Source organism: Pseudomonas syringae group sp. 247E2 (assembly GCF_032587795.1).
GTDB lineage: Bacteria > Pseudomonadota > Gammaproteobacteria > Pseudomonadales > Pseudomonadaceae > Aquipseudomonas > Aquipseudomonas amygdali.
In genome coordinates, this window is record NZ_JAWHPK010000037.1 from 306577 (window position 1) to 320123 (window position 13547).

Below are 13547 nucleotides of genomic sequence, written 5' to 3' on the forward strand. Positions count from 1 at the left end.
CCATGAACCACGCTACCCAATTGCGTCTGGCCCTGGTGGCCCCCAGCGGCTCCGGGAAGAGCACGACCGCTCAGTTGCTGCGTGAGCATTTCGAAGAGGCCGGGCTGTCGGTAGAGGTCATCAAGCTGGCCCAGCCACTGTATGAGTTGCAAGGCATGTTTTACGAACAGGCCGGGGTGGAGCTGGCAAGCGGCAGTCAGAACCAGCGCCTGCTGGAGTGCATCGCGCGCGAACTAAGGGTTCTGGACGGTCAGTCGCTGGTCAAGAACTTCGCACGGCGGTTGATGCAGTCCCGCGCGCAGGTTGTCATCAACGACGACCTGCGCGATGACACCGTCGACTGGCCGTATCTGTATGAGCAAGGCTTTCAGGTGATCAAGGTGCTGGCAGATTCATCCTTGAGGCAATTGCGTCTAGGCCTGCGCGGCGACATCAGTGTGGTGGAAAACAGCGCGCTTGATCTACAGATGCGCCGGATCGACGCGGATTACGTACTGCCCAACAGCGGTTCGCTGGCGCAACTGAAGCAGCGTGTTGCAGTGGTGGGCCGATGGGCAATGCTCGGTGTTCAGCGCCGGATAGCTTCATGAAAGGCGCTGATCCGTTGATCTGGCTGTTGATCGACGGGCTGTCGTGGGAGCTGGTCAACCGTTATCGGACAAGAAAACCTGAACAGCCCTCTGCGCGCTGGCCGTGTTACCCGCTGTTGCCGTTGTCGCCCAATTGTCAGACCCCGCCATCGTTGCTGTCGATTTTCAGCGGCACACAGGTCAGCGAGCACGGTTTGACCGGCTATCTCGTCCCCGCGCCGACAGCTCGTAACTGTCTGGCCGTGGCGGATGCCTTTCAGGCCTGGCCGCGCGATATCGACATGGTCTGGGACGAATGGGCTCGCCAAGGCATCACCTTTCGCCTGTGCGCGGTGCCCTTTGTCCAGCCGGACAGGCTGGGCAGCGCATTGCTCGGGCAAAGCTGTGTGTATGAGGGCTTTTCCGTACCTCCCGAGTTGATCGAAAACGGCGGGCACCTGCGCATCGAGAGGCTGGGCATGGCTGCCAGGGTCAGCTCGCGCGGTGACGGTGCAATGCTCGACTGGCCAGCTGAGGATGGCCGTGCACCCTGCTGGTTACCGCTGGGCAGTACGGTGCACTTGCCGCTGCCGGAGAAAGGGCCTGGCAACGTTTGCAAGGCAATTGCGCTGCGTGCCGTATGTGTCGAAAACCGGATAAGTGTGGTCAGTTTCGGCTACCAAGAGGTTCAGGCGCTGGATTTGCAGAGCGACAAAAGCAAGGCTTATGTGGCCAGGGACCTGACCGTGCTGTATCGCAGCGGGCAACTGGGCAAGCGGCTGGATGAAGGCGGGCAGGGCACAGCGGAGTGGCTGTTGCTGGAACTGATGCGGGAGATGCATGAAAGCTTTTGCAGTGACATTGTCGGCGCAGTCCGTGCGGGTGATGCACAGCGAGTCATCGGTTATTACCCGGTGGTCGATCTGCTTTCGCATCATTTGCTCAAATACCTTACGCCAGACTGGGCCAGTGAGCGCATGCGCGAGGTCGGGCAACAGTTGTTCGATGAAGTATCGGGTTGGGTCGACGAGCTGATTCAGCGCTGCATGGATGCGGCGGGTGGCGAGGTACGCTGCGTCGCTCATTCGGATCACGGCATGGCCCCGGTCCATCACGACCTATACCCCAATGCATTTTTCGAGCGTCAGGGCTGGCTGGTCTATGACTCGGCGGGCGTGCCGGATATGCATAAAAGCGCGGCAGTCTTTCATCCGGCAGACAACGGTCTGCTGCTGTTCAATGAGGCGCGGCTCGCGATGTCGGGGCATGACCCCCGTTCAGTCACCGAAGCCTGGCGGCAAAGCCTTGCGCAGCCTTTTCAACATGAATGGACGATGTTCGAGTACCCGGGCGAGCAGCGTTTCCCCGAAGGCTGGACGGGCTCCTGCTATTGGCAGGCTCCAAGAGGGGCCCGGCTGATTGCGGCACGTTCAGAGCACTGTGTCCGCCTTAGCCGTAAAGGTGGCGACCACACGGTGTGCGCCTCTGACCCGTGGTTGCGTGGCGTGGTGCTGGATGCCAGCAGCACGCCATTGCCACGTCCTGCCAACCCTGAACTGACATTGCCCGAGATTCGCCAATGGCTGACTGCCAAATTGTGAAACCTGCCCCGATCATTTCAGCCACAGGGAGCTTATCCATGAATTTTGACAGCCTGCTGTTGGACATCGACGGTACACTCATCCTCAAGGGACAGCCTTTACCCGGTGCAGCCGAGGCACTGAGTTTCGCCAGGGCTCAGGGGCTGCGCCTGCAACTGCTGACCAACACCACGGCAAAGATGCCGGAGGCCCTGGCGCAAGAGCTGTGTCAGGCCGGAATCGAGGTGGTCCCCGACGAAATTCAGACTGCCACAACGGCCTGTGTGGGCTATTTGCAGCAGCATGCGCAACTCAAGTGCCATCTGCTGGTGCCCGACTCGATCAGAGCGGCCTTCAACGACATTCTTACAGACGATACAAACCCTGACGTGGTGGTCATCAGCGATATTGGCGAGGCATTCGATTACGCAACGCTGAATCGCTGCTTCCGCATGCTGCGGGGCGGCGCTCGTCTTATTGCGTTGCAAAAAAACCTGTTCTGGTTCGATCGTGATGGGGAGCGTCTCGATTGCGGCGCCTTCATCGTTGGTCTTGAGGCCGCAGCGCAGGTGCAGGCGTTGGTCATGGGCAAGCCGTCACCGATGTTTTTCGAGGCTGCCCTGCGCAAACTCGATACCTGCGCCAGCCGCACCCTGGTGGTGGGTGATGATGTTTTGACCGACTGCGCCGGGGCAAAAGCCGTTGGTGCCAGCAGCCTGCTGGTGCGTACCGGGAAATATGATCTCGCACTTTTTGATGCCCATAGGCACAACGTGGATGCGGTGATTGACGGCATTGCAGATTTTCCGCGCTGGTGGGCGTCCGGCAATACCGCAGATCGTCATGACCAACGTTAAGTAACCGGATTACAAGGACGAATCATCAATGCAGACAGCATGTGCCAAAAAGTCGAAAGAACGCCCGGAAAATATATCGGAGCGGATTTACGCTCGCATCAAAGAAGACATTTCCGAATTTCGTCTATTACCCGGCGAACGATTTACTGAAGGTGAGGTGGCAGAACGCGTTCAGGCCAGTCGTACACCGGTCAGACAGGCATTGTTCCGGCTGGAGCAGGAAGGGTACGTGGAGGTTTATTACCGCAGCGGCTGGCAAGTACGTCCCTTTGATCCCCGACATTTCGAAGAGTTGTATGACGTGCGTGTGGTGCTTGAACTGGAGGCGCTTGCCAGGCTGGGCTTGATGGACCTGAGCGTCGAGCCGCTGATCGATGAACTAACACGCACCTGGCTGGTGCCGAAACACGAGCGATTGAGGGACACCGATATCCTGGCCAGATTGGGCGAGCGGTTTCATTGTGCGTTGGTAGAGGCGGTGGGTAACCGGGAAATGGCGAGGCTGCATTACGAGATCACCGAGAAGACCCGGACTATCCGCCGTCTTGAGTTCAGCGCCTCCAGAGTCGATGCAACGTACGAAGAGCATGGCAGCATTCTTCAGGCCCTCTTGCAACATCAACCTCAACAGGCTCAGCAGTTGCTGGAAGCGCATGTCGAACTCAACAAGGAGGAAGCGCGCAGAGCCACCCAGCATGTTTTACGTCGCGCGCGGCATTACGCCGAGAAAAGCCGCGAGCCCGCCAGGCTGCGCGTGCAAACACAATGAGCGATGGCTGCGGGGCTGCGTGTTTCGGTCGTTTGATGAATCACCGGTAGCGCAATGCCTCCAGCACCTGAATCAGGCGTCCGGCTTCGATATGCTCGGCGACAAGGTCATGCGGGATGTAACTCAGGCCGAAGCCATCGAGTGCAGCATCCAGCAGTGGATAGACCCCGTTGAACGTGACCTGACCGGTGACACGCACGTTCATGCTCTCGCCATCCTTGGCGAACTCCCAGCGAGTGGGCCATCGCATTGATGCGGATCTTGCCGGCAGGCGTATCGCGCAGGTCGCTCAGGCCTGCCAGTTCGATTTCATCGCCTCGGCGTTGTCCTGACGCAAATCGGCGAGCACGACGTGCCTGCCCGCACTGACACGCCGTGCTATGGCTTGCCCTATGGAGCCTGCACCGATGACTACGGTGACTTTTCTCGGGTCTTTCATGAACAGTTCCTCGGTGAAACGCGAGCGAATCCGCGTGTGCAGATTCGCTGCGTGATGTCCGGATCACCTTATAGCGCTGTCATTTGGTCAACAATGGGGTGTTATCGGGATAGGCTCATGAAACTGCTTCATGAATGAAGGTGCCTATTCACACTGGACTGTCATGTAGCCGCTCATACCAGCCTCGGCTGCACTGAATCCGCCAATTGCGTCAGGATCAGGCAGCACGACACCGCGCCGGCATCCAGCACGCCAAGCGATCGTTCGCCCAGGCGACTCGCTCGGCCTATCTTCGCTACCAGATCACGGGTTGAATCGCGCCCTTGTGATGCAGCGCTTTTCATTGCATAGAGCGCTGCACTGAATGACTCACCCCGGGCGTGGGCCTGCTCGAAGGCTTCGACGGCCGGAATCAGCGTATCCATCAGGCATTTATCGCCGACGCCGGCTTCGGTGATGTCCTGCAGTGAAGTGAGGCCGCCACGCAGCAGTTTGGCGAAGGCCGCGGCATCGATCTCCTCGCAGCCGCGTACCTGATCGGCCATGCCGATAAACAGGCTGCCATACAGCGGGCCCATGGATCCGCCGATGCCTTCCATCAGGCTCAGGGTCAGCTCATCCAGCGCCTCGGCGAGGCTCAACTGGCGGTCTTCGATGGTACGACCGCAGTGGGCGAAGCCCTTGGCCATATTGATGCCATGGTCGCCGTCACCGATCGCGCCATCTACTTCGCTGAGGTATTCGCGGTTGGCGACGATCACGCTCACCAGGTCGGCAACGATGGCAGTGCCATGTTGGGTAGAGAATTGCTCGCTCATGGTTCACTCCGCCTGGGTCATGCCGATGGAACGGCAAGGGTGGTCGATCAGGGTTTTCAGTTCGGCGTCCAGGCCAAGCAGCGTCAGGGTTACCCCCATCATCTCCAGCGACGTGAAGTAATTGCCCACGTAGCAACGATGGATTTTCAAGCCCCGAGCCTTGAGCAGACGCTCGACTTCGGCGTAGAACACGTAGAGTTCCATTACCGGTGTTGCTCCGAGGCCTGAAACCAGCACGACTACGCTGTCGTCCACGCTGAAATCCCGGTCGGCCAGAATCGGCGCGAGCATGCGTTCTGCCATGGCCGCCGCAGACTCGATGTCGATGACTTCGATACCCGGTTCGCCATGGTGACCGATGCCCAGCTCCATTTTGCCGTCGGGGATCTGAAAGTTGGGTTTGCCGACTGCCGCGATGGTGCAGGGCGTCAGGCCGATACCGATGGATCGGCATTGATCCACGGCCTTTTGCGCGACACGGATCACGCCGTCCAGATCGTAACCGTGTGCGGCGGCAGCGCCACCGACCTTCCACATGAAAATTTCCCCGGCCACGCCACGACGCTTGGCGATATCGGCTTTCGGCGCCGAGGCCACATCGTCGTTGGCCACCACGGTGCGCACTTGCAGGTCTTTGCTGGCGGCCATTTTCATCGCCAGCTTCACGTTCATATTGTCGCCCGCGTAGTTGCCGTACAGGCAGGCGATGCCTGCACCATGATCGGCCGCGCGAAAGGCGTCGAAAAAGCTCTTGGCAGTAGGCGAGGAAAAAATCTCGCCGACCGCTACCGCATCTACCAGCCCTGGACCGACATAGCCGAGAAAGGCCGGTTCATGACCCGAGCCGCCGCCGGTAACGATACCGACGCGCCCTTGCTCCGAAGGCCGGGTTTTGCTGATGACCCGTGGATTGCCGTCACTTTGCGACAGTTCGGGGTGCGCTACCAGAATGCCGCGCAGCATGTCCTCGACCACCTGGTCCGGATCGTTTATCACTCGGTTCATAACGCAATTTCCTGTGTTCTTTTTATAAGGATCGGGTGGGTCAAGGTTGCAGAACGACCTTCAATGATTTGTCGCCGCGCTCCATGACCGCGAACGCCTCCTTGAACTCCGCCAGGGGGAATTTGTGCGTGACGACATCGCGCATGTCGATCTTGCGGTTGCCGATGAAGTCGATGGCGCGCGGGTACATGTAAGGCCCCAGATGGGAGCCGAGTACGTCCAGTTCCTTGCGGTCGCCAATGATCGACCAGTCCACCGTGGCCTCGTCGTTGAACACGCTGAACTCCACAAAACGCCCGAGTTTGCGCAGCATTGCCAGGCCCTGATTGACCGCCTTGTGATGCCCTGTGGCTTCTATATAGATGTCGCAGCCGTAGCCGCCGGTTATCTCACGGATCTTCGCCAGTACATCGACCTCGGCCGGGTTCCACACCTCGTCAGCGCCCATGCGCAAGGCGAGGGCGGCGCGCTCGGGTTTCATGTCCAGCACAATGAGTTTTTTCGGGTTGCGCATACGCACTGCGCCAATGATCCCGAGGCCCAGCGTGCCCGCACCGGCTACCACCACGATGTCGTCGAAATCGACATTGGCTCGTTCTGCCGCGTGCAACGAGCAGGCCAGCGGTTCGATCAGGATCGCTTCGTCCGGGGCAATCGAATCCGGCACTTTATGGATGATGCCTTCTTTGGTGAAGATCATGTACTGGGCCATCGCGCCCTGCACGTTGTTCTGAAAACCGTACAGGTCGTGTTTCTGACACATCCAGTATTGCCCGTGGTTGCAGAAGCGGCAGCCCCAGCACGGGACGATCTGCTCGGAAATCACCCGGTCGCCGATCTGCACGCCACGCTTTTCTGCGCCTGGGCCGAGCGCGACCACCCGGCAGACAAATTCATGGCCCGGAATCATCGGTGGTTTGACGTAACGGGGCTGCTCGGCATCGCCCCAGAATGACGGAGCGCCGCGGTAGGTCTTGATGTCGCCCATGCAAATCCCGCACAGCTCTACCTTGGTGAGGATTTCGTCGGGGCCTGGCGTCGGCACATCGACGGTCTCCAGCCGGTAGTCTTCCGGGCCATAGCAAACCACCGCCTGCATGGTGGACGGAATCACGGGAGAGAGTTGTTCGGCAGTGCGTTCAATGACGGTGGACATGACGATAAACCTCGCAACAGAAAAGTGAATTACTGGATGCTGTAGCCGCCGTCGATCACCACGTTTTCGCCGGTGATCATGCTGGCGGCATCGCTGAGCAGGTACAGGGCCAGCCCGGCTATCTCCTCCGGCTGAGCGAAGCGGCCTGCCGGGATCTGCGATTTGGCCCGCTCTCCGAGTTCGCCCGCCCAGGCTTTTTTGCCCAGCGCGGTCTCGACGATGGTGGGTGAGATGGCGTTGACGTTGATGTGCGGTGCCCACTCCATGGCCAGTACTTTGCTCATGCCGACCACGGCAGCCTTGCTTGCGCAGTAGGCGACATGCCGGTCCAGGCCGATTACGGCAGCCTGCGAAGCGAGGTTGACGATGCGCCCGCTGCCTTGGGTGAGCATGTGCCGGGCGCAGGCCTGCGCCACGAAGAAACTGGCCTTCAGATTGATATCCAGAGTGGTGTCCCAAGCCTCTTCGCTGACATCGACAGCCTTGTCCAGCACGGCAACACCAGCGCTGTTGACCAGATAGTCGATGCGCTTGAAGTGCTCAAAGACGGTGTCGATGGTGCTATTGACCTGATCGATCCTGCGCAGATCGACCGTGATGCCGATGTTCCCGCTGCCAAGGCTGGCAGCCACGTCGACCACTGTAAGGTCGCGGTCCAGAAGTGCGACCCGAGCGCCTCGCTCGACCAGCAGGCGGGCACAGGCAAGACCAATCCCTGCGGCCCCGCCGGTGATGACCGCGCAACGGCCATTGAGATCGAAGGCCTTGTTCCAGAATTCAGACATGAAAATGACTCCTTTAGCGCTGGTTGATTGATGATTCGTCACGTTCTGCGTGTTGCCGCACACGCAAGATGGGACGCAGAGCGCCCAGAGCTGTGCTCCCACGCTGGAGCGAACGGTGCCGGCAGGGACACCTCTCGTTCCTCACGCTCCGCGTGGGAATGCCTTTCGTGACGCTCCGCGTCACAAATCTGCGCTACGACGCTAGGCTTACTTGCCGCCGCTGACCTGTTGATACAGCGCATCGGCGTTGGCGTCGGTGACCGGTACCCAGGGCAGGATGTAGTTCTTGTCCGTGCCGTCACCCCATTTGACGTCCTTGGCGTAGCGCTGCCAGATCACCGACTGTGGCTTGTAGTCTTTCCCGGCCAGGGCGCGCAGGGCGACATCCAGTGCGCCCTGGGATTGCGCCTGGGCGTCTTGCAGGAAGGTGGTGATTTCGTTTTTCTTCGCCGCCTGGATGGCGTCAGGCATGCCGTCGATGGAGGTGATCGGCACGTCTGCAGGCTTAAGGTTGCGGGATTTCACCGCTTGCAGGGCCCCGAGAGCCATGTCGTCGTTCTGCGAGATGATCCCGGAGATACCGCCGTTCTGATGCGCGTTGAGCCAGTCTTCGGTCAGCGTCTGGGCTTCGGCACGTGACCAGTTGGCGGTTTTCTTCTCAATGATCTTGATGTCCGGGTGTTTGCTCAGGACTTCCAGCTCGCCTTTTTCACGATCAATCTGGGCTGACTGGCCAATCGGACCCTGAATGATCACCACGTTGCCTTTGCCTTTGAGCTTGTCGACCATGGCCTGCGCCTGGAGGCGACCGCCCTCGACATCGTCGTTGCCGACGTAGGGCACTTTGTTGCCGGCAACCCGGGTGTTGGAAGCGATCACCGGAATGTCGTTCTCCATCGCCCTTGCCACGGTGCCGACGCCCGCCTTGGTGTCGATGGGCACGAAAATGATCGCATCGTAGTGCTGAGTGATCATGGTTTCGATCTGGTTGTTCTGGGTCAGTGCGTCGTAATTGCCGTCGAACACGGTGATCTTCACGGTGCCGTCCTTGACCGCCGGATGCTCCTTGAGCTCACGCACCCAGTTCTGCATGAACTGGCCCTTGAGGCCATACACCGCCGCGCCGATCTTGTAGGTCTTGCCATCGGCGGCCATGGAGATACTGCTGGCAAGCAGGGAGAACGCCGCGACCGCGGCCAGGGATGTACCGAACTTCATGATGAGAACCTCGTTATTGTTGTAGTCAGTCGTTCATGCCGGTTTAGCGTTTTTTCTTGCGCCACACGTCAATCAACACCGCAAACACGATGATCAGGCCCTTGGCGACCTGCTGGTAATAGGAGGACACGCCGAGCAGGTTCAGGCCGTTGTTGATCACCCCGATCAGCAATGCGCCGAACAGTGTGCCGACGATGCTGCCGGTGCCTCCCGACAGGCTGGTGCCGCCGATGACCACCGCGGCGATAGCGTCCAGCTCATAAGACATGCCGGCCTGGGGCAGGGCGGAGGTGGTTCTGGCGGACAACACCACGCCAGCCAGTCCCGCCAGCAGCCCGGAAACCACGTACACCGAAAACATCACCTTGCGTACGCCGATACCGGAGGTGCGTGCGCTCTTTTCGTTGCCGCCGACGGCGTACACATAGCGGCCATAAGTGGTGTAGCGCAGGACCATCCAGAAAATCAGCGCGACCACGGCAAAGATGATGATGGGCACACCAATCGGGCCGACCCTGCCGATGCCCAGCGCCAGATACTCTTCGGGCAGGTCTGTCACCGGGCTGCCATCATTGAGGATGAAGGTCATGCCTCGGGCGATACTGAGCATGCCCAGAGTGGCCACAAACGGCGGGATTGAAAGGTTGGCGACCATGAAGCCGTTGACCACGCCGAGCATGGCCCCGGCGAACATCCCGGCGCTGACCGCAGCCAGAAGGCCGTAACCCTGCGTTGCCACCAGTGCGCTGCACAACCCGGCAAACGCCAGAATAGAGCCGACGGAAAGGTCGATGCCCTTGGTCAGGATGACGTAGGTCATGCCGACCGCGAGAATGCCGTTGATCGACGTCTGGCGCAGAATGTCCATCCAGTTGCGCCAGGTCATGAAATATTCGCTGGCAAAGGCCATCACCAGGCACAGCAGAATGAACACTAGCGGCAGGCCAAAGCGATCAACGGACAAGCGCAGGCGGCTGCGTGGCGCAGTGGTGGCAGGAGCGACAATGGTTTTGGCATTCATGAGGCAAGACTCAGCAGGACTTCCTGGGAAAGATCGGCATCGCTGCTGATAGTCACCAGCCTGCCACCCTTGAACACAGCGATTCGATCACTCAGGCGCAACAGTTCCGGTGCTTCCGACGAAACCACGATGGCGGCCCCGCCAGCGCGTACGAACTGATCCAGCAGGTGATAGATTTCCTGTTTGGCGCCCTCGTCAATGCCTCGGGTCGGCTCGTCGCAGAGCAGGCAGACCGGCTCGGTCGAAAGGCATTTGGCGAGAACCACTTTCTGCTGGTTGCCGCCGCTCATCGACGCAACGGGCAGATCCAGTGATGCGGTCTTGATCTGCAGGCGCCTGACCATGTCTTCGGCCAGCTTGTGCTCTTTGCGCGCATCGATCAGCGACCAGTTCGACAGCTGTCTATAAGCCGACAAGGCGATGTTGGAAAGGATGCTGCCACTGAGCACCAAGCCGCTGTCCTTGCGGTCTTCGGTGACCAGTGAAACGCCTGCGCGGATGGTTGCCTTGGGCAGACCGATCGGCATGGGTTTGCCTTGCAGGGTGACACTGCCCGAGTCGGGCGTGGTCAGGCCGTACAGGCAGTTGAGAAACTCGCTGCGACCCGACCCCATCAGCCCGTAGATGCCGAGAATTTCACCGTGACGCACGTGCAGGCTGATGTCTTCGAATTCGCCGTTGCGGCTCAGGCTTTCGACATTCAGGCAGCACTCGGCGGCGCATTCACGACCCACCTTGTGGTCGATGCGCTGCAACTCCTGGCCCACGATACCGCGCACCAGGTGTGCCCGGTCGATATCAGCCATGCGTCCGCTTTCGACGAAAGCGCCATCGCGAAAGATGCTGTAGTCGTCGGCAATCTGCGCCAGCTCGCTGAGGCGGTGAGAGACATAGATGATGCCTGCTCCTCGAGCAGCCAGTCGGCGGATGGCCTTGAACAGGGTTTGCGCCTCGCGCTCGCCAATCGCCGAGGTGGGCTCGTCCATGATCATCACTTCACAGTCGTGACTGAATGCCTTGGCTATCTCCACCAGTTGTATCTGCGCCACACTCAGCAAGTGCATGGGGCTGGTGGCGTCGACATCGAACTCCAGCTCTTCCAGCAGCTCGCGGGTGCGCCGATTCAATTCTTTGCTGTCAACGATGCACCCGGCCTTGCGCGGTTCGCGGCCCAGCCAGATGTTCTCGGCGACGGTCATGAAGGGGATCGGCTCCAGTTCCTGGGTAATCATTGCGATTCCGGCTGCGAGGGCGTCGCCAGGACGGCTGAACTGCACCGGTTCGCCATTGAGCAGGATGGTCCCGGCGTCGCGCTGGGTGATGCCCATCAGAATACTCAGGAAGGTGGACTTGCCCGCGCCATTGCCGCCACACAGTGCATGCACGCTTCCGGCTCGCAATGACAGACGCCCATCGCGCAGGGCGGGGATACCGGCGTAAGCCTTGGTGACATTTTCAGCCTGGAGCAGTAATGGCGTAGCCATTGGCGTGTCCTCGTGCTGTGAATTCTTATTAGGTGCACTGATGCGTTGCTCAGTGAGCATATGTGTATCAAATGAAATTCTGATCAGTCAATCTCTTTCATATAAAAGTTTTAAAGCATCGATTCCTGGCTTCGTTCATCGCAAATGAGAGCTTCTGCTCAGTGTTCATGCAAAAAAGCCGCTTGACAGTGCGTCGTTAATGCCCGAGAAATGACTGATCGGAATTTCACCGATTGAACATTTGGTCAGACAATAAGAACTCGACGGCGGAGCCTGATGCCATGAACACACCTTTCCCGGTGGCTATCGGATGTGATGAAGCGGGTTATGAACTCAAGGAACTGTTGAAGCGCCATATCGAGTCACTGGGTTATCCGGTGACTGACTTCGGCACTCATTCCACTGCGCCGGTGCTCTATCCGGACATCGCTCTGGCGGTCGCCACGGCGATCAATGCCGGCCAGCAGCGGCTTGGCGTGCTGGTCTGTGGTACTGGAATAGGTATGGCCATCTCCGCCAACAAGGTCCTTGGCATTCGTGCAGCTCAGGCTCACGACACCTACTCGGCAGAGCGGGCACGCAAGAGCAACGATGCGCAAATTCTTTCCGTCGGTGCACGAGTGATCGGTGCGGAACTGGCGAAAAGCATCGTCAAATCGTTTCTGGAGTCAGAGTTCGAGGCGGCTCGCTCCGGCGCCAAGGTCGAGCGTATTAACGCGATAGAGCGCGACGGGCATCAATAGAGAGTGGACGGCACAGGGCGGGAGTAGGGAGAATGCGCCTTTGACGTCGAAACGGAAGCTCGTCCACATGAGTGACAGTACCCAGCGCATGGCCAGTGACATCGATCTGATGACTGAAGTCGCGATGCTCTATTACCTTGAGAACGTCACTCAGGAAGCCATCGCCAAGCGCTTTGACCTGTCGCGCGCAAAAGTCAGCCGACTGCTCAAGCGCGCACGCGATGAAGGTATTGTCGAAGTGCGCGTGCTGCAGCATCCGGCAATGAACAACGAGCTGGAGCTGGCGCTGGTAGAGCGCTTTCAGCTGGACAGGGCGCTGATAGCAGTCGACCACAGCGACCCCGACACCCAACGTTCGGCGGTCGCCAGCCTGGTTGCCAACTACCTGAACAAAACCCTGAGCGATGGAATGATCGTTGCCGTGGGCATGGGCCGCAATGTCGGCGCAGTGGCGGATAACGTGTTTTTGCCGGTCACGCGCAACTGCACATTTGTCTGCGCCATTGGCGGTTCGCTCAAGGCTGGCGAATACATGAACCCCGATCATATCTGCCGCCGTCTGGCGCTGCGCTTCGGTGGCGAAAGTGAAAGCCTGTACGCGCCTGCCCTGGTGGCCAACCCCGAGCTGCGCAGCATTCTGATCAGCAATGACACTGTGCGCTCCACACTGGACCGTGCCCGCCGCGCAGACATGGCGCTGATTGGCATCGGTGACATGAGCGAAAACAGCAACATGGTGCGTATGGGCTGGTTTTCTCCGCAGGAGATTGCCCAGGCCAGATTGTCCGGTACCGTGGGCGACATGATGGGCTATGATTTCATCGATATTCACGGCCAGCCGGCAGTCAACGCCATTCAGGGCAGGGTTATCGGCCTGACCGTGCAAGAGCTGTTTCGTATCCCGGATGTAGTGGCCATCGCCAGCGAAAACACCAAAGCAGCGGCCACGCTGGGTGCATTGCGCTCAGGTGTGATCAATACCCTGGCGACCACAGTCACTAACGCCCATACCATCCTTGCGCTGGATGACGCGACGCGCAAAAACTGAACCGACACGCAGGATGGCGTGGCGTCGAAAACCTTTGCAGCAAGGTCATAACAAG

14 protein-coding genes and 1 pseudogene are annotated in these 13547 nt (G+C 59.4%); 6 read left to right on the forward strand and 9 right to left on the reverse strand.

Translation table 11 applies throughout. The features are described from left to right. Positions 1–2 precede the first annotated feature (2 nt). Genes RYC18_RS26125 through RYC18_RS26140 form a run of 4 tightly spaced genes read left to right on the forward strand, consistent with a single transcriptional unit; the run spans position 3 to position 3775 of the window. A complete protein-coding gene (locus RYC18_RS26125) occupies positions 3–590 on the forward strand; it encodes a hypothetical protein (RefSeq protein WP_005743679.1) in 588 nt (195 codons plus the stop codon). Then, positions 587–2170: an alkaline phosphatase family protein gene (locus RYC18_RS26130; protein WP_046832862.1), complete on the forward strand. Its 1584-nt coding sequence runs from the start codon at positions 587–589 to the stop codon at positions 2168–2170. Before RYC18_RS26125 ends, RYC18_RS26130 begins: the two co-directional genes overlap by 4 nt. Positions 2171–2208: 38 nt before the next feature. Beyond that, positions 2209–3006 carry an HAD-IIA family hydrolase gene (locus tag RYC18_RS26135; protein WP_010202474.1) on the forward strand — a complete coding sequence of 266 codons (798 nt, stop codon included), beginning with the start codon at positions 2209–2211 and terminating at the stop codon, positions 3004–3006. Between the two features lie 28 nt (positions 3007–3034). Next, the gene (locus tag RYC18_RS26140; RefSeq protein WP_005732092.1) at positions 3035–3775 is read left to right on the forward strand and encodes a GntR family transcriptional regulator; all 741 of its coding nucleotides are present in this window, start codon (positions 3035–3037) and stop codon (positions 3773–3775) included. A gap of 58 nt (positions 3776–3833) precedes the next feature. Here the strand turns inward: RYC18_RS26140 and RYC18_RS26145 are convergent. The 9 genes and pseudogenes from RYC18_RS26145 to RYC18_RS26185 all read right to left on the reverse strand — a co-directional run. Beyond that, a pseudogene (locus RYC18_RS26145) lies at positions 3834–4007 on the reverse strand (LysR family transcriptional regulator); the annotation flags it as partial. 57 nt (positions 4008–4064) lie between these two features. Next, a complete protein-coding gene (locus RYC18_RS26150; RefSeq protein ID WP_162882916.1) occupies positions 4065–4214 on the reverse strand; it encodes an NAD(P)-binding domain-containing protein in 150 nt (49 codons plus the stop codon). A gap of 173 nt (positions 4215–4387) precedes the next feature. Further along, a complete protein-coding gene (gene dhaL / locus RYC18_RS26155; protein WP_316887033.1) occupies positions 4388–5032 on the reverse strand; it encodes a dihydroxyacetone kinase subunit DhaL in 645 nt (214 codons plus the stop codon). 3 nt (positions 5033–5035) lie between these two features. After that, complete coding sequence (locus tag RYC18_RS26160; RefSeq protein ID WP_010202455.1) at positions 5036–6037, reverse strand: dihydroxyacetone kinase subunit DhaK; 1002 nt, start codon at positions 6035–6037, stop codon at positions 5036–5038. A gap of 40 nt (positions 6038–6077) precedes the next feature. Further along, positions 6078–7193: an erythritol/L-threitol dehydrogenase gene (locus RYC18_RS26165; protein ID WP_005777414.1), complete on the reverse strand. Its 1116-nt coding sequence runs from the start codon at positions 7191–7193 to the stop codon at positions 6078–6080. Positions 7194–7222: 29 nt separating this feature from the next. Beyond that, a complete protein-coding gene (locus RYC18_RS26170; protein WP_057404724.1) occupies positions 7223–7978 on the reverse strand; it encodes an SDR family oxidoreductase in 756 nt (251 codons plus the stop codon). Between the two features lie 207 nt (positions 7979–8185). Further along, positions 8186–9196: a substrate-binding domain-containing protein gene (locus tag RYC18_RS26175; RefSeq protein WP_005743692.1), complete on the reverse strand. Its 1011-nt coding sequence runs from the start codon at positions 9194–9196 to the stop codon at positions 8186–8188. Between the two features lie 43 nt (positions 9197–9239). Then, positions 9240–10217 carry an ABC transporter permease gene (locus tag RYC18_RS26180; protein WP_005743693.1) on the reverse strand — a complete coding sequence of 326 codons (978 nt, stop codon included), beginning with the start codon at positions 10215–10217 and terminating at the stop codon, positions 9240–9242. Continuing rightward, positions 10214–11701, reverse strand: a complete 1488-nt coding sequence (locus RYC18_RS26185; RefSeq protein ID WP_117139535.1) for a sugar ABC transporter ATP-binding protein — start codon at positions 11699–11701, stop codon at positions 10214–10216. The genes RYC18_RS26180 and RYC18_RS26185 overlap by 4 nt, the downstream gene beginning before the upstream one ends. A gap of 281 nt (positions 11702–11982) precedes the next feature. Between RYC18_RS26185 and rpiB the strand changes: the two genes are divergently transcribed. After that, entirely contained in the window at positions 11983–12444 is a 462-nt protein-coding gene (gene rpiB / locus RYC18_RS26190; protein ID WP_004667607.1) for a ribose 5-phosphate isomerase B, read from the forward strand. A gap of 67 nt (positions 12445–12511) precedes the next feature. After that, a complete protein-coding gene (locus RYC18_RS26195) occupies positions 12512–13492 on the forward strand; it encodes a sugar-binding transcriptional regulator (protein WP_004662175.1) in 981 nt (326 codons plus the stop codon). Positions 13493–13547: the final 55 nt, after the last annotated feature.

Coding starts and splice junctions, on each gene's coding strand:
- RYC18_RS26140 (WP_005732092.1), top strand. CDS start 3,035: ATGCAGACAGCATGTGCCAAAAAGTCGAAAGAACGCCCGGAAAATATA.
- RYC18_RS26180 (WP_005743693.1), bottom strand. CDS start 10,217: ATGAATGCCAAAACCATTGTCGCTCCTGCCACCACTGCGCCACGCAGC.
- RYC18_RS26135 (WP_010202474.1), top strand. CDS start 2,209: ATGAATTTTGACAGCCTGCTGTTGGACATCGACGGTACACTCATCCTC.
- RYC18_RS26130 (WP_046832862.1), top strand. CDS start 587: ATGAAAGGCGCTGATCCGTTGATCTGGCTGTTGATCGACGGGCTGTCG.
- RYC18_RS26175 (WP_005743692.1), bottom strand. CDS start 9,196: ATGAAGTTCGGTACATCCCTGGCCGCGGTCGCGGCGTTCTCCCTGCTT.
- RYC18_RS26195 (WP_004662175.1), top strand. CDS start 12,512: ATGAGTGACAGTACCCAGCGCATGGCCAGTGACATCGATCTGATGACT.
- dhaL (WP_316887033.1), bottom strand. CDS start 5,032: ATGAGCGAGCAATTCTCTACCCAACATGGCACTGCCATCGTTGCCGAC.
- RYC18_RS26125 (WP_005743679.1), top strand. CDS start 3: ATGAACCACGCTACCCAATTGCGTCTGGCCCTGGTGGCCCCCAGCGGC.
- RYC18_RS26150 (WP_162882916.1), bottom strand. CDS start 4,214: ATGAAAGACCCGAGAAAAGTCACCGTAGTCATCGGTGCAGGCTCCATA.
- rpiB (WP_004667607.1), top strand. CDS start 11,983: ATGAACACACCTTTCCCGGTGGCTATCGGATGTGATGAAGCGGGTTAT.
- RYC18_RS26170 (WP_057404724.1), bottom strand. CDS start 7,978: ATGTCTGAATTCTGGAACAAGGCCTTCGATCTCAATGGCCGTTGCGCG.
- RYC18_RS26185 (WP_117139535.1), bottom strand. CDS start 11,701: ATGGCTACGCCATTACTGCTCCAGGCTGAAAATGTCACCAAGGCTTAC.
- RYC18_RS26165 (WP_005777414.1), bottom strand. CDS start 7,193: ATGTCCACCGTCATTGAACGCACTGCCGAACAACTCTCTCCCGTGATT.
- RYC18_RS26160 (WP_010202455.1), bottom strand. CDS start 6,037: ATGAACCGAGTGATAAACGATCCGGACCAGGTGGTCGAGGACATGCTG.